The following is an 18,299-nucleotide window of genomic DNA, read 5'->3' on the forward strand; positions in this document are numbered from 1 at the left end:
AGGGTGGCTGCAGTCGAGCGGCATCGTACAGCGCGACAACACCTGCGCTGGCGCCGCGCGCTCAGTCCGCTTCAGTCCGGTATTCGCGCGACGTGCAACAGGTTCGTCGTGCCCGATTGCCCGAAGGGCAGGCCCGCGACCACCACCACGTCGTCGCCCGCCTTCGCGAAGCCCTCGGCACGTGCCGTGCGGCAGGCGCATTCGATCATCTCGCCCACGTCGTGCACGTCGTCGACCAGCACCGCATGCACGCCCCAGACCATCGCCATGCGGCGCGCCGCGACGGTGTCGGGCGTGAGGCTCAATATCGGTACCGCCGGGCGCTCTCGCGCCGCGCGCAGGCTGGTGAAGCCCGAGGAGGTGTACGTCACGGTGGCGGCCGGCGCGAGCAGCGCGGCCACCTGGCGCAGCGAGGCGCAGACAGCATCTGCCGTGGTCGACAGCGCCGCATCGTGCGTGGCGTCGATGCCCGCGCGGTATGAAGGATCGGCCTCCACGCGCACGATGATGCGGTCCATCATCGCGACCGCTTCGAGCGGGTACTTGCCCGAGGCCGATTCGGCCGAGAGCATCACCGCATCGACGCCGTCGTAGATGGCGGTTGCAACGTCTGACACCTCGGCGCGCGTGGGCACCGGCGAGGCAATCATCGATTCGAGCATCTGCGTCGCCACCACCACCGGCTTGCCGCCCTTTCGGCAGGCGCGCACGATCAGGCGCTGCAGCTCGGGCACCTGCTCGGGCGGCAGTTCCACGCCGAGGTCGCCGCGCGCCACCATCAGGCCATCGCACAGCGCGACGATCGCATCCAGATGCTCGATGGCTGCGGGCTTCTCCAGCTTGGCCATGATCCAGGCGCGCGTGCCGATGATGGCGCGCGCCTCCTCGATGTCCTCGGGCCGCTGCACGAAAGAAAGCGCAACCCAGTCGACGCCCATCGACAGGCCGAAGTCGAGGTCGTCGCGGTCCTTCGGCGTCAGCGGCGAGATCGGCAGCAGCACGCTCGGCACGTTCACGCCCTTGCGGTCGGAGATCGGCCCTCCGACCAGCACCGTTGTCTCGGCGAAGTCGGCGCCGTGGCTGTCCACGCGCAGCCGCAGCTTGCCATCGTCGAGCAGCAGCTCGGTGTCGTCCTGCAGCGCGGCGAAGATTTCCGGATGCGGCAGCGGCGCGCGGCGTGCACTGCCGCTGGTCTTGTCCATGTCGAGCCGGAAGCGCGCGCCCGCGTCGAGCTGCGCGCGACCGCCTTCGAAAGTGCCCAGCCGCAGCTTCGGCCCCTGCAGGTCGAGCAGGATGCCGATGGGCCGGTTGAATTCCTTCTCGAGGCGGCGGATGGTTTCCAGACGCCGCGCGTGGTCGTGCTGCGTGCCGTGGCTGAAGTTGAGCCGGAACACGTCCACGCCACGCTCGAACAGCGCGCGGATGGCCGGCTCGTCGGTGGTGGCCGGGCCGAGCGTGGCGACGATCTTTGCGCTGCGTGTGCGTCTCATGCTGTCGTCATTTCATGGAGCTTGACGCGGCCACGCTGGTCTTCCATGGTGCGCGCGAGCAGCTTGACCAGGCTGTAGACGGTGTCGATGTGCGGCGTCGGGGTCTCGGTGAGCCGGGCCAGCTCGACCACCGCGCCCACCAGCGCGTCGATCTCCGGTGCGCGCCCTGCTTCCACGTCCTGCAGCATCGAGGTCTTGTGCTTGCCGACCTTCTCCGCGCCCGCAATGCGCTTTTCGAGCGTCACGCGAAACTCGATGCCGAGCTTGTGCGCAACGGCCTGGGCCTCGCGCATCATCGCGGCGGCAAGTTCGCGCGAAGGCGGGTACTGGCAGATGTCGACCAGGGTCGAATGCGAGAGGCTGCTGATCGGGTTGAAGGTCAGGTTGCCCCACAGCTTGAGCCAGATCTCGGCGCGGATGTTGTCGAGCACGGGCGCCTTGAAGCCTGCGCCGGTGAAGCAGGCAGAGACACGGTTCACGCGCTCGCTCGTCGAGCCATCGAGCTCGCCGACCGGGAAGCGGTCGCCTTCGATGTGTTTGACCACGCCAGGCGCGATCAGCTCCGATGCCGGATACACCACGCAGCCGATCACGCGCTGCGCGGGGATCTTCGTGGCAACGAGCCCCGAGGGATCGACGCTGCGCACCGGCGTACCCGCGAGCGCGCCGCCGTGCTGGTGGAAGTACCAGTACGGAATGCCGTTCTGCATCGTCACGACCACCGTTTCGGGCCCGAACAGCTTTGGCACGTCGTTGGCCACCGCCTCGACCTGGTGGGCCTTCATCGCGAGGACGACGATGTCCTGCGGGCCGGCTTCGTCATAGCGGTCGGTGGCCTTGACGTTGCGCGCCACCTGCTCCTCGCCTTCGGCCGAGATCAGCTTGATGCCGTTCTTGCCAATGGCATCGAGATTGGCGCCGCGCACGATGAACGTCACGTCTTCGCCGGCCAGCGCGAGCTTCGCGCCGACCAGTCCGCCGATGGCGCCCGCGCCGATGATTGCAATCTTCATGTCGATCCCCAAGAGTTGAATTCGTTGCGCGACCCTTCGGCGATGTGTCAGCCGAAGCGGTTGCTGAGCTTGCCGATGCCGTCGATCTCGATCTCCACGAGGCTGCCGGGCTTCATGGAGCCGACGCCGACCGAGGTGCCGCAGAGGATCACGTCGCCGCGGTGCAGCGTCATGTCCTGCGAGATGAGGCTCACAAGTTGCTGCACCGAGAAGCGCATGTCGCTGATCGGGTAGTTCTGTCGCACTTCGCCGTTGAGCAGCGTGGTGACGGTGAGTGTTGCGGGGTCGAGGCCGGTGGCGACGACCGGGCCCATGGGGCAGAAGGTGTCGAAGCCCTTGGCGCGCACCCATTGCGCGAACGATGCGTCGCGATTGAGGATGTCGGCCACCGTCACGTCGTTGGCGCAGGTGTACCCAAACACGTGGTCGAGCGCATCGGCTTCGGAGACGGCGGTGGCGGTCTTGCCGATCACGATGCCGAGCTCGCCTTCGAACACCACCTTGCCGTCGCACAGCGGCTTGCGGATGGGAGCGCCGGGGGCGAGATATGAATTGGGCGTCTTCAGCAGGTACAGCGGCTCGGCCGGCACCGGCAGGCTCAGCTTCGCGCCCAATGCGTGGAAATTGTTCCACAGCGCAATGACCTTGGTCGGCTCGGTCGGCGTGAGCAGTTGCAGCCCGGCCAGTGCGAACACGCGGCCTGTGAGCTCCGAGCTGCCGAACATGTCGCCCTGGCGCTCGTGCACGGCATCGCCTTCCAGTGTGCCGAAGCCGATGCCACCGGCATACTCGAAGCGGACCCATTTCTTCTGCTGCTGTTCCATGTTGTTATCTGCTTTCTGGATTGATGAAATTCGGAGCGGCCTACCGTCAGTCAGTCGAACGGGAGGTAGTCGGGGATGACGAGCGAGGCGAGCAGCTTTCCCATCTCGGCCGGATTGCGCGTCACGTGGATGCCGCATTCCTTCATCACCGCGAGCTTTTCCTCGGCGGTGCCGCGGCCGCCGGAAATGATGGCGCCCGCATGGCCCATGCGCTTGCCGGGCGGTGCGCTGGCGCCTGCGATGAAGCCGACCACGGGCTTGCGCATGTGGTCGCGAATCCAGCGCGCGCACTCCTCTTCGGCATTGCCGCCGATCTCGCCGACCATGATCACGGCGTCGGTGCGCGGGTCGTCGTTGAACATCTTCAGCACGTCGATGTGCCGCAGTCCGCCGACCGGGTCGCCGCCGATGCCGACCACGGTCGACTGCCCGATGCCGAAGCTCGCGAGCTGGCTCGCGGCCTCGTAGGTCAGCGTGCCCGAGCGCGAGACGACACCGATGCGACCGCGCTGATGGATGTGGCCCGGCATGATGCCGATCTTGATTTCGCCGGGCGTGATGAGCCCTGGGCAGTTGGGTCCGAGCAGCAACGTCTTGCGGCCCTGCATGCAGTGGCGGGTGCGGATCATGTCGCGCACCGGGATGCCTTCGGTGATGCAGATGACGAGGTCGAGTTCGGCATCGACCGCCTCGTCGATTGCCGCTGCTGCGAAGGCTGGTGGCACGTAGATCACGGAGACGGTGGCGCCTGTCTCGGCCTTTGCCTCTTTCACGGTGCCGAAGATCGGGATGCCGGCCAGCGAGCCGCCTGCTTTCAGCGGATTCACACCTGCGACGAAGCAGTGTTTGCCGTTGCCGTATTCGAGGCAGGCCTGCGTGTGGAAGCTGCCGGTCTTGCCGGTGATGCCCTGCGTGATGACGCGAGTGTGCTTGTTGATCAGGATGGACATTTCATTTGCTCCATCGTGTTTTGTGCTGCGTGCGTTTGTTCGGGGTGGGTGCGAATGACACCGGGTACTCCCCTCCGCGAATGTCCCCCGCCTTCGGCTCCTCCTTTATTTCGCTGCGGGGAGCACCCGGTGCCATTCGCACATGAACGCGGCTGTTGTGCTGGCCGATCAACCAGTGCCCTGAACGATCACGTCGATGGGGTGCCTTGCGCAGCGAAATAAAGGAGGAGGCCGAAGGCCGGGGGACATTCGCGGAGCAAGGTACCCCGTCGGCGTGAGCGTGCCCCGAAACGACGCAGCGAATGAGGGAGCAGGCTTTCATACCTAGCGCACCCAGTTCCGAGCCGCACCAATGGCCCGCTGTGCAGCCTCGGCCATGTCGTCTGTGTTGATGATCGACAGTCCGGACTGCGCGAGGATGGTCCTTCCCAGGTCCTCGTTGGTGCCCTTCATGCGCACGATCAGCGGCACGGTGAGGCCGGTCTCGCGCGCTGCAGTGACCACACCGTGCGCGATCACGTCGCACTTCATGATGCCGCCGAAGATGTTGACGAGCACTGCCTTGAGCTTCGGATTGCGCAGCATCAGCTTGAAGGCCTCGGTCACCTTCTCGGCCGTTGCGCCGCCGCCCACGTCGAGGAAGTTGGCGGGCGAGCCGCCGTAGAGCTTGATTGCGTCCATCGTCGCCATCGCAAGGCCGGCGCCGTTGACCAGGCAGCCGATGTCGCCGTCGAGCGCGATGTATGAAAGATCGAACTTCGAGGCCTCGACCTCCACCGGATCTTCTTCGTCGAAGTCGCGCATCGCGGCAATCTCCGGCTGGCGGAACAGCGCGTTGGCGTCGAAGTCGAACTTCGCGTCAAGCGCAATCACTCGGCCGTCGCGTGTGAGCACCAGCGGATTGATCTCGGCCAGCGAAGCGTCGCTGCCATCGAAGGCCTGGTAGAGGTTCTGCATGAACACGCGCGCCTGCACCACCGAGCGCTCGGCAATGCCGATGCGGCGCGCGATGCCGTCTGCATCGGCAATCCGCAGGCCGGTGTCCGGATCGATGAAAAGCTTGTGGATCTTCTCGGGCGTGCGTGCGGCCACCTCCTCGATGTCCATGCCGCCTTCGCTCGACGCCATCAGCGCCACGCGCTGTGAATTGCGGTCGACCACGAAGCCGAGGTACAGCTCCTTGTCGATCTCGACGCTTTCCTCGACCAGCAGCCGCTTCACCACGCGGCCTTCGGGGCCGGTCTGCGGCGTCTTCAGCGTCATGCCGAGCATCTGGTCCGCGTGCCGCCGCACTTCGGCGACGGACCATGCAGGCTTCACGCCGCCGCCCTTGCCGCGGCCGCCCGCATGGATCTGTGCCTTGACCACCCAGGCCCGGCCACCGAGACGGGTGGCGGCGTCTGCCGCCTCGTCGGGCGAACGGCAGACGAATCCACGGGGTGTCGCCACGCCGTATTGGCGCAACACGTCCTTGCCCTGGTATTCGTGGATGTTCATGGTCGCAGCAGGCTGTTTATTTGCAAGGAATTTCAGGCGCCGAGCTCGACGCCGTGGCTTTCCGCCCAATTGAAATAGCTCGACGAAGCCATTTCCCGCTTTCTGTGCAATTCCTTCTTCTGCTCGATTGCCTCGGCCAGGAATTCGGCGTCGTAAGCCTTCAGCAGATGCGGCTGATGGGTCTTCAGGTAGTGGCCGATCCGCTCGTTGGCGCTCTGGCTCAGGCCCATCAGGCGGTCGTAGGTTTCGCCGTCCCAATGCCAGCGCAGCCCCAATTCGAAGAATGCTGCGTTATAGGCATTGCGCTCGATTTCGTCGCGCCAGTACTGAATGGGTGAATGGTTTTCCATGACCTTCTCCTTGAATGAATGCCGAATTGATGAATCGGATGAAAAATCCCGGCGAGTTCAAAATGTAGGGTCGATGGACAATAAATAAAAATTAAATGAATTTATAAAAACCATTCGCCATGAGTTATGCATGGAAGGCGCCGAATCCACGCGCCCAAGGGCCTTCCGCGCCACCCGCAGGCAGCGCTTTTTCTTTCAACTCACGATGGCAGGCGGGCGGGTCTGCGCCCGCCGTGCCTCAGATCACGCGTTCGGCCCGCAATGTCTCCAGCTCGTCCGCGCCGTAGCCGAGCTGCCGCAGCACTTCCTCGGTGTGTTCGCCGAGCAGCGGCGAACGCGTCACCACCGTCGGGCTGTCGGACATCTTGATGGGGTTGCCCACCGTCAGGTACTTGCCGCGCACCGGGTGGTCGACCTCGACGATGGTGCCGGTCTCGCGCAGCGATTCGTCCGCGGCGATCTCCTTCATCGAGAGGATCGGCCCGCAGGGAATGTCGTACTCGTTGAGGATGTCCATGGCCTCGAACTTGGTCTTGGTCATGGTCCATTGCTCGATGCGCGCGAAGATCGGCTTCAGGTGCAGCAGGCGCGCGGCCGGCGTGGCGTAGGCCTCGTCGTTGATCCAGCCCTCTTCGCCGATGACCTTGCACACCGCCGGCCACACGGCCGCCTGCGTGATGAAGTAGATGTATGCGTTGGGGTCGGTCTCCCAGCCCTTGCACTTGAGAATGGAACCGGGCTGGCCGCCGCCCGATGCATTGCCGGCGCGCGGCACCGCATCGCCGAACTTGCCGTCGGGGTACTGCGGGTACTCGTGCATGGTGCCGGTGCGCTCCAGGCGCTGCTGGTCGCGCATCTTCACGCGGCACAGGTTGAGCACGGCGTCCTGCATGGGCGCGAGCACCTGCTGGCCACGCCCGGTGCTGTTGCGCTGGAACAGCGCGGCGAGGATGCCGAGCGCCAGGTGCAGGCCGGTGCCGCTGTCGCCGATCTGCGCGCCGGTCACGAGCGGCGGGCCGTCCTCGAAACCGGTGGTCGATGCCGCGCCGCCGGCGCACTGGGCCACGTTCTCATAAACCTTGCAGTGCTCGTACTTGCCGGGGCCAAAGCCCTTGACCGAGGCCACGATCATGCGCGGGTTGAGCTTCTGGATGTGAGCCCAGGTAATGCCCATGCGGTCGAGTGCGCCAGGCGCGAAGTTCTCGACCAGCACGTCGCAGGTCTTGATCAGGCTGTCGAGAACTTCCTTGCCCTTGGGCTTCTTGGTGTCCAGCGTGATCGAGCGCTTGTTGTGGTTCAGCATCGTGAAGTAGAGGCTGTCCGCACCGGGAATGTCGCGCAGCTGGCCGCGCGTTGCGTCGCCTTCGCCTGCACGCTCGACCTTGATCACGTCGGCGCCGAACCAGGCCAGCAGTTGGGTGCAGGTGGGGCCGGACTGCACATGGGTGAAATCGAGGATTCGAACGCCCTCGAGTGCTTTGCTCATTGACTGTCTCCTTCTTTGATCATCGTGGCTTCGACTTCTACCAGACGGGCGCGCAATTTGCGCTCCTCGGCAAAGCGGGCGGTCTCGTCGCGAACGATGGCAACGATGCCCGTGACCTCGTGATCGGCGGAGAACAGCATCGACACCGTGAAGGCGATCGACAGCGTGTGCCCGTCCTTGTGCAGCGCCGGTACGCGCAGCAGGTCGGCGCCGTACTTGGTGACGCCGGTTTCCATCGTCTTGTTGTAGCCGTCCCAGTGCCGCTGGCGTTGGCGCTGGGGAATGATCAGGTCGAGCGACTTGCCGAGCGCCTCGGCTTCGGTGAAGCCGAAGATGCGCTCGGAGGCGCGGTTCCACAGCGTGATCGCGCCTGCCGCATCGCACACCATGATCGCGTCGCCGGCGCCTTCGACGAGCTGCTTGAAATCCAGGTTCGTTTGCATACGTGCCTCCCGGCGCTACCTGTCTACATGTCGTCGTTCACTGCAGGGGGTGAAGCCCCCCGCAGCGAACCCGGCCTACACAGCCTTGGCTTCGCGCAGGTTGGAGATCTGGTCCTTGCTGTAGCCCAGCTCCGCCAGCACTTCGTCGGTGTGCTCGCCCAGGAGCGGCGAGCCGGTGATCTCGGGCTTGAGGTCCGAGAACTTGATGGGGCTGCCCACGGTGAAGTAGCTGCCGCGCTCCTTGTGCGGCACTTCGACGATGGAGCCGCTGGCGCGCAGCGACGGGTCGTGCAGCAGCTCCTTCATCGTCAGCACCGGCGCGCAGGGAATGTCGAACTTGCGCAGGATGTCGACCGCCTCGAACTTGGTCTTGTCGGCCAGCCAGCCTTCGATGGTCGCGAAGATGTCGGTGATGTGCGGCTGGCGTGCCTTCGGGGTCGTGTAGTCGGGGTCGGTCTTCCACTCGGGCTTGCCGATGGCGTCGCAGATCGGAGCCCAGGCATGGCCCTGCACCGTGAAGTAGATGTAGGCGTTCGGGTCGGTCTCCCAGCCCTTGCACTTGAGCACCCAGCCCGGCTGGCCGCCGCCGCCGGCATTGCCGCCGCGCGGCACCACGTCGCTGAAGGTGCCGTGCGGGTACTGCGGGTATTCCTCCAGGTAGCCAAGTTTGTCGAGGCGCAGCTGGTCGCGCATCTTCACGCGGCACAGGTTGAGCACCGCGTCCTGCATCGCGCAGGCCACGCGCTGGCCCTTGCCGGTCTGCTGGCGGCCGATGATGGCCGTGAGGATGCCGATGGCCAGGTGCATGCCGGTGTTGCTGTCGCCAAGGGCGGCAGCGCTCACGGTGGGCGGGCCGTCCCAGAAGCCGGTGGTCGATGCGGCACCGCCTGCGCACTGCGCGACGTTCTCGTACACCTTCAGGTCGTCGTAGTGGTGGCCGTCGCTGAAGCCCTTGACCGAGGCGACGATCATCTTCGGGTTGAGTTCCTGGATGCGTTCCCAGGTGAAGCCCATGCGGTCGAGCGCACCTGGGCCGAAGTTCTCGACCAGCACGTCGGATTCGCGGATCAGCTTCTCCAGCACGACCTTGCCTTCGGGCTGCTTGGTGTCCAGCGTCAGCGAGCGCTTGTTGCTGTTGAGCATGGTGAAGTACAGCGCATCGACATCGGGAATGTCGCGCAGCTGCGAACGCGTGACGTCGCCGGCGCCGGGGCGCTCGACCTTGATGACGTCGGCGCCGAACCAGGCCAGCATCTGCGTGCAGGCGGGACCGGCTTGCACGTGCGTGAAGTCGATGATCTTGATGCCGCTGAGTGGTTTGTTGTTGCTGCTCATTTGGATATCTCCTTGAATGATGGAACTCGGGTTACTTCTTCTTCGCCGTGCTGGGGTTCAGGCTCGTGATGCGGCCGCTTTCAGTGCCCGCGGTCTCGTCGATGACGGCATTGATCAGGGTCGGCCGGCCCGAGGCAACGGCCTCGGCCAGGGCCTTCTGGAGTTCATCGGCAGTGGTGGCATGCACGCCGACGCCGCCGAAGGCTTCCATCAGCTTGTCGTAGCGCGCGTTCTTGACGAACACGGTGGGCGCCACGTCGGGTGTGCCGCTGGCGTTCACGTCGGTGCCGCGGTAGACGCCGTTGTTGTTGAAGACGATGACGCAGATGGGCAGGTTGTAGCGGCAGATGGTTTCCACTTCCATGCCGCTGAAGCCGAAGGCGCTGTCGCCCTCGATGGCGATCACCGGCTTGCCGGTGACCACGGCCGCGGCCACCGAGAAGCCCATGCCGATGCCCATGATCCCCCAGGTGCCCACGTCGAGGCGCTTGCGCGGCTCGTACATGTCGACGATGCTGCGCGCGAAGTCGAGCGTGTTGGCGCCTTCGTTGACGACGATGGCATCGGGCCGCGCCTTCACCTGGTCGCGGATCACGCTGAGCGCGCCGTGGAAGTTCATCGGCGAGGGCCGCGCGGCCAGCGTGACGGCCATCTTCGACAGGTTCTTGTCCTTGCGCTCGGCAATCGCGCCGGTCCACTCGGCCGGCGGCTTGGCCCACTTGGCATCGATGCCGGCCAGCAGCGCGGCAACGCAGGAGCCGATGTCGCCGATCACGGGTGCTTCGATGGCGACGTTGCTGTCGATCTCGGTCGGCGCGATGTCGATCTGGATGAATTGCTTGGCGCCCTTTTCCTGCGCCCAGGTCTTGCCCTTGCCGTGCGAGAGCAGCCAGTTCAGGCGCGCGCCGACCAGCAGCACGACGTCGGCTTCCTGCAGCACGTAGGAGCGCGCGGCAGCGGCCGACTGCACATGGGTGTCGGGCAGCAGGCCCTTGGCCATCGACATCGGCAGGTAGGGAATGCCGGTCTTCTCGACGAATGCACGGATGTCGGCATCGGCCTGTGCATAGGCGGCGCCTTTGCCGAGCAGGATCAGCGGGCGCTTTGCGCCCTTGAGCAGGTCGAGCGCGCGCTTGACGGCGTCGGGCGCGGGGATCTGGCGCGGCGCGGGGTCGACCACCTTGATGAGCGACTTCTTGCCGGCAGCAGCGTCCATGGTCTGGGCGAACAGCTTGGCGGGCAGGTCGAGGTACACACCGCCCGGGCGGCCCGACAGCGCAGCGCGGATGGCGCGTGCAATGCCCACGCCGATGTCTTCAGCATGCAGCACGCGGAAGGCGGCCTTGCACAGCGGCTTGGCGATGGCGAGCTGGTCCATTTCCTCGTAGTCGCCCTGCTGCAGGTCGACGATCTCGCGCTCGCTGGAGCCGCTGATGAGGATCATCGGAAAGCAGTTGGTGGTGGCGTTGGCCAGCGCGGTGAGGCCGTTGAGAAAACCGGGGGCCGACACGGTCAGGCAGATGCCGGGCTTCTGCGTGAGGAAGCCTGCGGCTGCTGCGGCGTTGCCGGCGTGCTGCTCGTGGCGGAACGAGATGACGCGCAGGCCTTCGGCCTGGGCCATGCGCGTGAGGTCGGTGATCGGGATGCCGGGCAGGCCGAAGATGGTGTCGATGTCGTTGAGCTTGAGCGCATCGATGACAAGATGGAAGCCGTCGATGGTCTCGGCGGCCGGCGCGTCTTCCGTCAAGCTCTTGATGGCGCGAACCACTTGTTCGCCATCGGCATCGCGGGTTTTCACGGGCTTGAGGGCATCGTCCAGCGTGGTGGTTGCCTCTTTCTCTGTTCTGACTGAAGACATGTCTCTCCTTCTGCATGGGTGAATGGCCAAGGCCCGAGCCAAGACTATGATTCGGGCTCAAGCTTTCGGCCGTTGACCTCGGTCAACTTTCCCGAAAACGGCGCGCCCCGATGAATGGCGCCGGCAGCGAAAAAATCGAGCAAGACGGTGACCATGACGTTGTTGGAAAACCACCCGGAGAAAAACATCATTCGTGCCCAGCTCCGGCAGAACATCCTTCTCAAGGACCTGAGCGAAGCCGACCGCGCCGAACTGGAAACCCATCTCGTCATCGTGGACGGCAACAAGGGCGAATTCCTGTTGCATCAGGGCGTGCGGGAGATGGAGCAATACTTCATCCTCGACGGCATCCTCAAGCGGGTGGTGAGCAACCCGGAGGGCAAGGAAATGATCCTTCGCTTCGCCGACGAGAACGACATGGAAACGAGCTATGCCGCGCTGCGGCTGGGCACGCCCACGCCTTACGGCATCGTCTGCGTGACGAAGGCGCGGGTGGCGAGCCTTCCGCTGAAGGAATGGATCGCCTTTCTGAACCGGCATGCGGAGACGAAGGAACTGTTCGAGTTCCTGGTGATGCGGGGCATGAGCGAGATCATGGCGCACACGATCACGCTGCATTTGCTCGATGCGGCGGGGCGCGTGCATCGGTTCATCCGAAAGCATCCGGAGCTCGAGGACCGGATTCCGAGCAAGGAGCTGGCTTCGTATCTGAATCTCTCAGCAGAAACCCTTAGTCGGTTGAGGAAGCGCGGGAAGATTTAGCTTCTTTCGTTCGTTCGGGTTTGTTCGGGGTGCGTGCGAATGACACCGGGTACTCCCCTCCGCGAATGTCCCCCGTCGGCGTGATCGCGCCCCCGAAAGAAACCTACGTCTGCTTCGCCGAAGCAAAGCGCCTCGTACTGGCCATCAACCTGAGCTGGTTGTGGACACCACTGACGCCTGACACCTCCGCAGCAACCGCCTCGGCCTGCGCCCGCTCATCGCTGTTGAGCACGATGCCGCGCAGCATCACCTCGCCCTGGTTCGCAGTGATCGTCACGTTGATGTCGCGCGTGGCCTCATGCTCCTTCAGCGCGGCGCGCACACGCGCTTCCAGCGCCATGTTGGCAAGCAGCGCACGCGACGCCGGCGTTTCTGCGAACTCGGGGCGGTTCACCATCAGGCGGATCTGCTCGACGCAGCTCTCGACCGACAAGCGGTCGGTGTTGAGCACCAGGTCGTAGAGCACCGGGTCGCCCCAGGTCACGCCGAACTGCGCGTGCATGCGCGCGGCATGGGCCTGGTCGCTGCGGCGGATCTCGGCTTCGGCAAATTCGGCGTCGTCGGTTTCGAGGTCGCCCATCAGCCACTCGACGCGCTTCTTCAGCGAGCGCGTGATGCGCACGCACACCACGTGCGGCACCGGCCGCAGCAGGCAGGTGGCACCCCAGCCGCGCAGCACCACATTGCCACGGTCGGCCAACGCGAACAGTTCCTCGGCCGTGTAGAGCGCCACGCTGCGCGAGTCGGTGGTCAGGCGCTCCACCAGGCCGGCCTTGCCGCCGCGCAGCCGGCCGATCAGGCTCGTGGAGACCTGCATGCGGTCTGCCACGTGCTCGATGACTTCATGTCGCATCACGGCGAGGCCGAGCGTTTCGGCGAGCTTCAGCGAAACGTCTTTCGCGAGGGAACCCATCTCCTGGGTCAGTGCGATCACAGGCATGTCTTTGGCTCCTCGTTGTGTTTCAGTCCACCGGCCGTTCGACCGCGAACTCGTCGGGCTTCTTCGGCTTTCTGTTGAGCAGCGCCAGCGCCTTCGAGATCAGCGGCCAGAACAGCAGCACCAGCGCCAGCGTGGTGATGCCGCCGACCAGCGGGTTCGAGAACATCACCATCACGTCGCCCTGCGACACCAGCATGGCCTGGCGGAAGGAGTCTTCGGCCTTGTCGCCGAGCACCAGCGCAAGCACCAGCGGCGCGAGCGGAAAGTCGAGCTTCTTGAAGAGATAGCCCATAACGCCGAAGCCGAGCATGAACCAGATGTCGAGCATCGCGTTGTGCACGGTGTAGGCGCCGATCGCGCAGATCACGATGATCACCGGCGCGATGATCGAGAACGGAATACGCAGGATCGACGCGAACAGCGGCACGGTGCTGAGCACCACGATCAGGCCGACGATGTTGCCGAGGTACATGCTGGCGATCAGGCCCCAGACGAAGTCTTTCTGCTCGACGAACAGCAGCGGCCCGGGTTGCAGGCCCCAGATCAGCAGGCCGCCCAGCAGCACCGCTGCGGTTGGCGAGCCGGGAATGCCCAGCGCCAGCATGGGCAGCAGTGCGCTGGTGCCGGCGGCGTGCGCGGCGGTCTCGGGTGCGACCACGCCTTCCATTTCGCCGGTGCCGAACTTGGCGCCCTTCTTCGACATCTTCTTGGCAAGGCCATAGCTCATGAACGAGGCCGGCGTCGCGCCGCCGGGCGTGATGCCCATCCAGATGCCGATGAGCGAGCTGCGGATGGAGGTCACCCAGTATTTGGGCAGCTGCTTCCACGTTTGCCACACCACCTTGGGATCGATCTTCGCGCTCTTGCCCGAGAACTTCAGGCCCTCTTCCATCGACAGCAGAATTTCGCCGATGCCGAACAGGCCGATCACCGCAATCAGGAAGTCGAAGCCGCGCATCAGCTCGGGCTGGCCGAAGGTCAGGCGCAGCTGGCCGGTGACGGTGTCCATGCCCACGCTCGCGAGTGCGAAGCCCAGCGCCATCGACGCCAGGATCTTGAAGGGCGAGCCCTTGCCCATGCCGACGAAGCTGCAGAAGGTCAGCAAGTACACCGCGAAGAATTCGGGCGAGCCGAACTTGAGCGCGAACTTGGCGACCAGCGGCGCGAGGAAGGTGATCATCACCACCGCGAGAAAGGCGCCCACGAACGACGATGTGAAGGCTGTCGTGAGTGCCGCGCCAGCCTGCCCGTTCTGCGCCATCGGATAGCCGTCGAAGGTGGTGGCCACCGACCACGGCTCGCCCGGTATGTTGAACAGGATCGAGGTGATGGCCCCGCCGAACAGCGCCCCCCAGTAGATGCACGACAGCATGATGATGGCCGAGGTCGGCGACATCGTGAAGGTGAGCGGCAGCAGGATCGCCACGCCGTTGGCGCCGCCAAGGCCGGGCAGCACGCCGATCAACACGCCGAGAATGATGCCGACGAACATCAGGCCGATGTTCATCGGCGTGAGGATCACTGAAAAGCCCTGCATCAGGGCACTGATTTCTTCCATTTCGCTTGTGCTCCGTGAGTAGGTTCAGTAGCCGAGGAATCGAAGCGGATCGAGAGTGCCCTTGAACAGCGGCACCTTGAACCAGACCTCGAACATGAAGAAAAACAGCGTGTTGACCGCCAGCGCGGCAAGCACGCTCTTGAACCACGCGTACTTGCCCAGCACCACCATGAACAGCGCGATGTAGATCGCCGATGCCAGGTAGATGCCGAGGAAGGTGATCGCCAGCACGTAGACCGTGGCCGGCACCAGCACCGACAGCACGCGCTTGAGCTGCACCGAATCGACGAAGACCGCGGTGTTGCGGCTCTTGCCGAGCAGTGCCTGGTAGAGGATGCCGGCGCCCGAGATCGTGATGATCACGCCGATGAAGAACGGAAAGTAGCCCGCGCCGGGGCCGTCGCTGGTCCAGCCCGCGCCCAGCTTGCGCGCCTCGAAGACCACCACCAGGCCGATCACCAGCAGCGCCAATGCCACCACCGCTTCGACCAGGTGGGTGGAGATGCCCGAACGCGCCGGGCCCTCGGATGTTTCGTCGTGCTCCATGGAGCCCCCATCGTGGTTGTGTGTGAGAAAGAAGGAAGGGACGGATGCGGCGCGCACGCCGTCCGTCGGGCCGCCGGCACTCTGTGGGTGCCGCGCGGCGCGTGCCGCCGTCGCGACCTGTCGGCTACTTGTTGCTTGCGAGGAAGCCCGCGTCAGCCATCAGCGTGCGGTGCGTGGCCTCGGCCTCGGTGAGCCATTTCGCAAAGGCGTCGCCGGTCATGAAGGTCGGGTTGAAGGCCCCCTTCTCCATGTACTCCTTCCACTCCGGCGTGGCGGCGACCTTGACCAGCAGGTCCTTGTAGAACGCGAGCTGGTCGGGCGTCACGCCGGGCGGCATGAAGATGCCGCGCAGCATCGTGTACTTGGTGGGCACGCCCGCTTCCTTGCAGGTGGGAATGTCGTTCCACGACTGCGTGTCCGTGACCTTGGCCTTGAACGGCATGCGCTCGTCGTCGAACACGCACAGCGCGCGCAGCTTGCCCGCACGCCACTGCGCCACCGCCTCGATCGGGTTGTTCACCGTCGAATTCACATGGCCGCCCACCAGCTGCACCGCCACCTCGCCGCCACCCTTGAACGGCACGTAGATGAACTTGGTGCCGGTCGCTTTCTCGAGCGCGACCGTGATGATCTGGTCTTCCTGCTTCGAGCCCGTGCCGGCCATCTTGAACTTGCTCGGCCCCGCGGTCTTCACCGCGGTGATGTACTCGCCGGCGTTCTTGTAGGGCTCGGTCGCGTTGGTCCACAGCACGAACTGGTCGAGGGCCAGCATGGCGACCGGTGTCATGTCTTTCCAGTTGAAAGGCACGCCCGTAGCCATCGGCGTGGTGAACAGGTTCGACAGCGAGATGACGATCTTGTGCGGATCGCCCTTGGCCTCCTTCACCGCCAGAAAGCCCTCGGCGCCCGCGCCGCCCGACTTGTTGACGACGATCAGAGGCTCTTTCATCAGCTTGTATTTGATGACGATGCCCTGCAGCAGGCGCCCCATCTGGTCGGCGCCTCCGCCGGTGCCGGCGGGAATCACGAACTCCACCGGCTTGGTGGGTTCCCATGCGAGGGCGGGCGTGGCGGCTGCCAGCGCCAGAACGGCCGCGGCAACGACCTTCGTACGGCCCAGAACGAGCGAAGCGATCTTCTTCATCAGGTTGTCTCCTGTGTAGTGTTTCGCTCTTTTTTGTTCTTGGATCTGAGCAGAGATACGGACCGGCACGATGGTGCGCGCCACTGATTCACGCCTGCTTGATCGCGGTCAACTTTTCGCAGATTTCGTATTCGGGTTAGCCCGCGCTGGCGGGCCCTGCGCGTCCTGTCATCGCCAAGCCTATAAAATCGCGGCGCGCAGCGGGGTCTCCTCTCCTCTCGCCTCAATCCGTCTTCGTAGTTCAATGGATAGAACGGGGTCCTCCTAAGACTCAGATACAGGTTCGATTCCTGTCGAAGGCACCAAGGACCCGAATCACGGCGTCTCATCCAACATCAGAAACCCGCACGCTTCAAGGTGTTGCGGGTTTTTCTTTGCCTCGCGACGATGCACCGCGTAGCATCCGATCTCCCAGAAATACCGTTACTTTTGCCGGTATCCCGGAAATCCCCCTGACGAGATACCGTTAAGGAGTAGAGATGGCACTGACGGACACGTTTGTTAGGCAGGTGAAGCCCACCGGGAAGGCTATCGGCGACAAATATGCCGACGGCGCCGGCATGTACCTGTTGGTGAAGACTGCCGGGAAATACTGGCGAATGGATTACACCTTCGCCGGCAAGCGGAAAACGCTGGCGCTGGGAACCTACCCCGAGGTCTCGCTGGCCAAAGCTCGGGATCGCCGCGCCGCCGCCCGCGAGCTGCTGGCAGACGGGACTGACCCGAGCGCGGCCAAGCGCGAAGAAAAGAGAGCCCGAGCCGACGCAGCGGCGAATACGTTCGAGGCGGTTGCGCGCGAGTGGCTGGGAAAGACTGCGGCCAAACGAGCGAGTGGAACGCAGCTCAAGGTCAAGACATGGCTCGAGAAGGATGTGTTCCCCTTCATCGGCAAGATGCCCATGTCCACCATCGGTCCGCGCGACATTCTGGAGCGAGTTGTCCGCAAGCTGGAAGCACGCGGCGCTATCGATACCGCCCATCGCGTCAAGCAGCTTTGCGGGCAGGTGTTTCGCTTCGCAGTGGTGTCAGGACTGGCAGAGAGGGACGTAACCGCCGATCTGAGCGAAGCTCTGGCCTCGAAAGCGACCAAGCACTTCGCCGCCATCACCGAGCCCAAGCGAGTCGGAGACCTGATGCGCTCGATCCATGTCTATAACGGCCACCCCACTACCGTTGCCGCGCTGAAGCTTTCCCCTCTGCTGTTTGTTCGGCCTGGCGAGTTGCGCACCGCGGAATGGGCTGAGATCGACCTGGACGCGGCCGAGTGGCGCATCGCCGGCCCGAAGATGAAAATGAAGGTCGATCACGTCGTGCCGCTCGCAGCCCAAGCGGTAGAGATCCTGCGGAACCTCCACCCGATCACAGGCCACGGACGCTACGTCTTTCCCAGCATACGGACGGGTGAACGCCCCATGAGTGAGAACACGATCAATGCCGCTCTGCGCGGGATGGGGTACAGCGCCGAAGTCCACACGGCCCATGGCTTCAGAGCCACCGCGCGGACCATCATGGACGAGGTGCTTGGCGAGCGCGTGGACTTCATCGAGCATCAGCTCGCCCACACGGTCAAGGATGCCAACGGTCGTGCGTACAACCGCACCGCACATCTCCCCGCGCGTCGGGAAATGATGCAGCGCTGGGCGGACTACCTAGACAAGCTGCGCATCGGTGCCGACGTGATTCCCTTGAAGCCGCGCCAGATGACATAGCGCCAAGTCCGCGCGCTCCTGCCAAGCCAGCTAGATGAGTGCCACGACATGTCCTCGTTTTCTCTCTCATGAGATCGCGATGCCGCAGTTGGGCCGCAGTCTGTGCACAGATTCTGGCAGCAATGCTGGATCGCGCCGGTCGGGATGGCCGCTGTCAGTCGAGGCTGTGTGAGAACGCATTGAATCCATGAATACCGTCGCCTAGATTGAGACAACGCCACGAACTGGGTTGCCACATGAAGCGATTCATCGAGCCAGGGGATCGAAGCCAGACCACGCTGCTGCCAGAGTGCCTTGACTGTTAGCGCCAGTGCAATCGAGATCAGCGGTGCCAGTCGAACATTGACCAGGGGCTGGAGCTGGTTCCGGTAGGAGCCAACTGTGGATAACTATA

Annotated in this window: 16 protein-coding genes and 1 tRNA gene; 3 read left to right on the forward strand and 14 right to left on the reverse strand. The window is 64.4% G+C overall.

Annotated elements, in window-relative coordinates; translation table 11 throughout:
* Positions 1 to 71: 71 nt before the first annotated feature.
* The 10 genes from pyk to oxc all read right to left on the reverse strand — a co-directional run bounded on the left by pyk (position 72) and on the right by oxc (position 11,246).
* The gene (pyk, locus tag BMW87_RS25935) at positions 72 to 1,490 is read right to left on the reverse strand and encodes a pyruvate kinase (protein WP_093079758.1); all 1,419 of its coding nucleotides are present in this window, start codon (positions 1,488 to 1,490) and stop codon (positions 72 to 74) included.
* Positions 1,487 to 2,503: a 2-dehydropantoate 2-reductase gene (locus tag BMW87_RS25940; protein ID WP_093079790.1), complete on the reverse strand. Its 1,017-nt coding sequence runs from the start codon at positions 2,501 to 2,503 to the stop codon at positions 1,487 to 1,489. The genes pyk and BMW87_RS25940 overlap by 4 nt, the downstream gene beginning before the upstream one ends.
* 47 nt (positions 2,504 to 2,550) lie before the next feature.
* Positions 2,551 to 3,327, reverse strand: a complete 777-nt coding sequence (locus BMW87_RS25945; RefSeq protein ID WP_093079760.1) for a fumarylacetoacetate hydrolase family protein — start codon at positions 3,325 to 3,327, stop codon at positions 2,551 to 2,553.
* A 50-nt stretch (positions 3,328 to 3,377) separates the two neighbouring features.
* Positions 3,378 to 4,277 carry a succinate--CoA ligase subunit alpha gene (gene sucD, locus BMW87_RS25950; RefSeq protein ID WP_093079763.1) on the reverse strand — a complete coding sequence of 300 codons (900 nt, stop codon included), beginning with the start codon at positions 4,275 to 4,277 and terminating at the stop codon, positions 3,378 to 3,380.
* Between the two features lie 324 nt (positions 4,278 to 4,601).
* Positions 4,602 to 5,774 (reverse strand): ADP-forming succinate--CoA ligase subunit beta, encoded by a 1,173-nt coding sequence (gene sucC, locus BMW87_RS25955; protein ID WP_093079765.1) that lies wholly within the window; start codon positions 5,772 to 5,774, stop codon positions 4,602 to 4,604.
* A 32-nt stretch (positions 5,775 to 5,806) separates the two neighbouring features.
* Positions 5,807 to 6,124: an HAD family hydrolase gene (locus tag BMW87_RS25960; protein WP_093057515.1), complete on the reverse strand. Its 318-nt coding sequence runs from the start codon at positions 6,122 to 6,124 to the stop codon at positions 5,807 to 5,809.
* Positions 6,125 to 6,362: 238 nt separating this feature from the next.
* Entirely contained in the window at positions 6,363 to 7,610 is a 1,248-nt protein-coding gene (gene frc / locus BMW87_RS25965) for a formyl-CoA transferase (RefSeq protein WP_093057514.1), read from the reverse strand.
* Positions 7,607 to 8,053 (reverse strand): PAS domain-containing protein, encoded by a 447-nt coding sequence (locus tag BMW87_RS25970; RefSeq protein WP_093079768.1) that lies wholly within the window; start codon positions 8,051 to 8,053, stop codon positions 7,607 to 7,609. Before BMW87_RS25970 ends, frc (BMW87_RS25965) begins: the two co-directional genes overlap by 4 nt.
* Before the next feature lie 75 nt (positions 8,054 to 8,128).
* On the reverse strand, positions 8,129 to 9,388 hold the full coding sequence (frc, locus tag BMW87_RS25975) for a formyl-CoA transferase (protein ID WP_093079770.1): 1,260 nt from the start codon (positions 9,386 to 9,388) through the stop codon (positions 8,129 to 8,131).
* 31 nt (positions 9,389 to 9,419) lie between these two features.
* Positions 9,420 to 11,246 carry an oxalyl-CoA decarboxylase gene (gene oxc, locus BMW87_RS25980; RefSeq protein ID WP_093079773.1) on the reverse strand — a complete coding sequence of 609 codons (1,827 nt, stop codon included), beginning with the start codon at positions 11,244 to 11,246 and terminating at the stop codon, positions 9,420 to 9,422.
* A 153-nt stretch (positions 11,247 to 11,399) separates the two neighbouring features.
* On the opposite strand from oxc, the gene BMW87_RS25985 reads away from it, so the two are divergent.
* A complete protein-coding gene (locus tag BMW87_RS25985) occupies positions 11,400 to 12,008 on the forward strand; it encodes a Crp/Fnr family transcriptional regulator (RefSeq protein WP_093057638.1) in 609 nt (202 codons plus the stop codon).
* A gap of 103 nt (positions 12,009 to 12,111) precedes the next feature.
* Here the strand turns inward: BMW87_RS25985 and BMW87_RS25990 are convergent, their stop codons facing one another.
* The 4 genes from BMW87_RS25990 to BMW87_RS26005 form a co-directional block, all read right to left on the reverse strand.
* A complete protein-coding gene (locus tag BMW87_RS25990) occupies positions 12,112 to 12,948 on the reverse strand; it encodes a cytidylate kinase family protein (protein ID WP_093079774.1) in 837 nt (278 codons plus the stop codon).
* A 22-nt stretch (positions 12,949 to 12,970) separates the two neighbouring features.
* Entirely contained in the window at positions 12,971 to 14,506 is a 1,536-nt protein-coding gene (locus BMW87_RS25995) for a tripartite tricarboxylate transporter permease (RefSeq protein WP_093057509.1), read from the reverse strand.
* A gap of 24 nt (positions 14,507 to 14,530) precedes the next feature.
* A complete protein-coding gene (locus BMW87_RS26000; protein ID WP_093079777.1) occupies positions 14,531 to 15,052 on the reverse strand; it encodes a tripartite tricarboxylate transporter TctB family protein in 522 nt (173 codons plus the stop codon).
* A 124-nt stretch (positions 15,053 to 15,176) separates the two neighbouring features.
* On the reverse strand, positions 15,177 to 16,196 hold the full coding sequence (locus BMW87_RS26005; protein WP_093057507.1) for a Bug family tripartite tricarboxylate transporter substrate binding protein: 1,020 nt from the start codon (positions 16,194 to 16,196) through the stop codon (positions 15,177 to 15,179).
* Between the two features lie 230 nt (positions 16,197 to 16,426).
* On the opposite strand from BMW87_RS26005, the gene BMW87_RS26010 reads away from it, so the two are divergent.
* Positions 16,427 to 16,501 (forward strand) — tRNA-Arg (locus BMW87_RS26010).
* A gap of 174 nt (positions 16,502 to 16,675) precedes the next feature.
* A complete protein-coding gene (locus BMW87_RS26015) occupies positions 16,676 to 17,905 on the forward strand; it encodes a tyrosine-type recombinase/integrase (protein ID WP_093079779.1) in 1,230 nt (409 codons plus the stop codon).
* Positions 17,906 to 18,299 lie beyond the last annotated feature (394 nt).

Source organism: Variovorax sp. OV084 (assembly GCF_900111625.1).
GTDB lineage: Bacteria > Pseudomonadota > Gammaproteobacteria > Burkholderiales > Burkholderiaceae_C > Variovorax.

Bases quoted from the DNA above. Each gene is read 5' to 3' on its own strand.
- pyk (WP_093079758.1), bottom strand. From the start codon at position 1,490: ATGAGACGCACACGCAGCGCAAAGATCGTCGCCACGCTCGGCCCGGCC.
- BMW87_RS25940 (WP_093079790.1), bottom strand. From the start codon at position 2,503: ATGAAGATTGCAATCATCGGCGCGGGCGCCATCGGCGGACTGGTCGGC.
- BMW87_RS25945 (WP_093079760.1), bottom strand. From the start codon at position 3,327: ATGGAACAGCAGCAGAAGAAATGGGTCCGCTTCGAGTATGCCGGTGGC.
- sucD (WP_093079763.1), bottom strand. From the start codon at position 4,277: ATGTCCATCCTGATCAACAAGCACACTCGCGTCATCACGCAGGGCATC.
- sucC (WP_093079765.1), bottom strand. From the start codon at position 5,774: ATGAACATCCACGAATACCAGGGCAAGGACGTGTTGCGCCAATACGGC.
- BMW87_RS25960 (WP_093057515.1), bottom strand. From the start codon at position 6,124: ATGGAAAACCATTCACCCATTCAGTACTGGCGCGACGAAATCGAGCGC.
- frc (WP_093057514.1), bottom strand. From the start codon at position 7,610: ATGAGCAAAGCACTCGAGGGCGTTCGAATCCTCGATTTCACCCATGTG.
- BMW87_RS25970 (WP_093079768.1), bottom strand. From the start codon at position 8,053: ATGCAAACGAACCTGGATTTCAAGCAGCTCGTCGAAGGCGCCGGCGAC.
- frc (WP_093079770.1), bottom strand. From the start codon at position 9,388: ATGAGCAGCAACAACAAACCACTCAGCGGCATCAAGATCATCGACTTC.
- oxc (WP_093079773.1), bottom strand. From the start codon at position 11,246: ATGTCTTCAGTCAGAACAGAGAAAGAGGCAACCACCACGCTGGACGAT.
- BMW87_RS25985 (WP_093057638.1), top strand. From the start codon at position 11,400: ATGACGTTGTTGGAAAACCACCCGGAGAAAAACATCATTCGTGCCCAG.
- BMW87_RS25990 (WP_093079774.1), bottom strand. From the start codon at position 12,948: ATGCCTGTGATCGCACTGACCCAGGAGATGGGTTCCCTCGCGAAAGAC.
- BMW87_RS25995 (WP_093057509.1), bottom strand. From the start codon at position 14,506: ATGGAAGAAATCAGTGCCCTGATGCAGGGCTTTTCAGTGATCCTCACG.
- BMW87_RS26000 (WP_093079777.1), bottom strand. From the start codon at position 15,052: ATGGAGCACGACGAAACATCCGAGGGCCCGGCGCGTTCGGGCATCTCC.
- BMW87_RS26005 (WP_093057507.1), bottom strand. From the start codon at position 16,196: ATGAAGAAGATCGCTTCGCTCGTTCTGGGCCGTACGAAGGTCGTTGCC.
- BMW87_RS26015 (WP_093079779.1), top strand. From the start codon at position 16,676: ATGGCACTGACGGACACGTTTGTTAGGCAGGTGAAGCCCACCGGGAAG.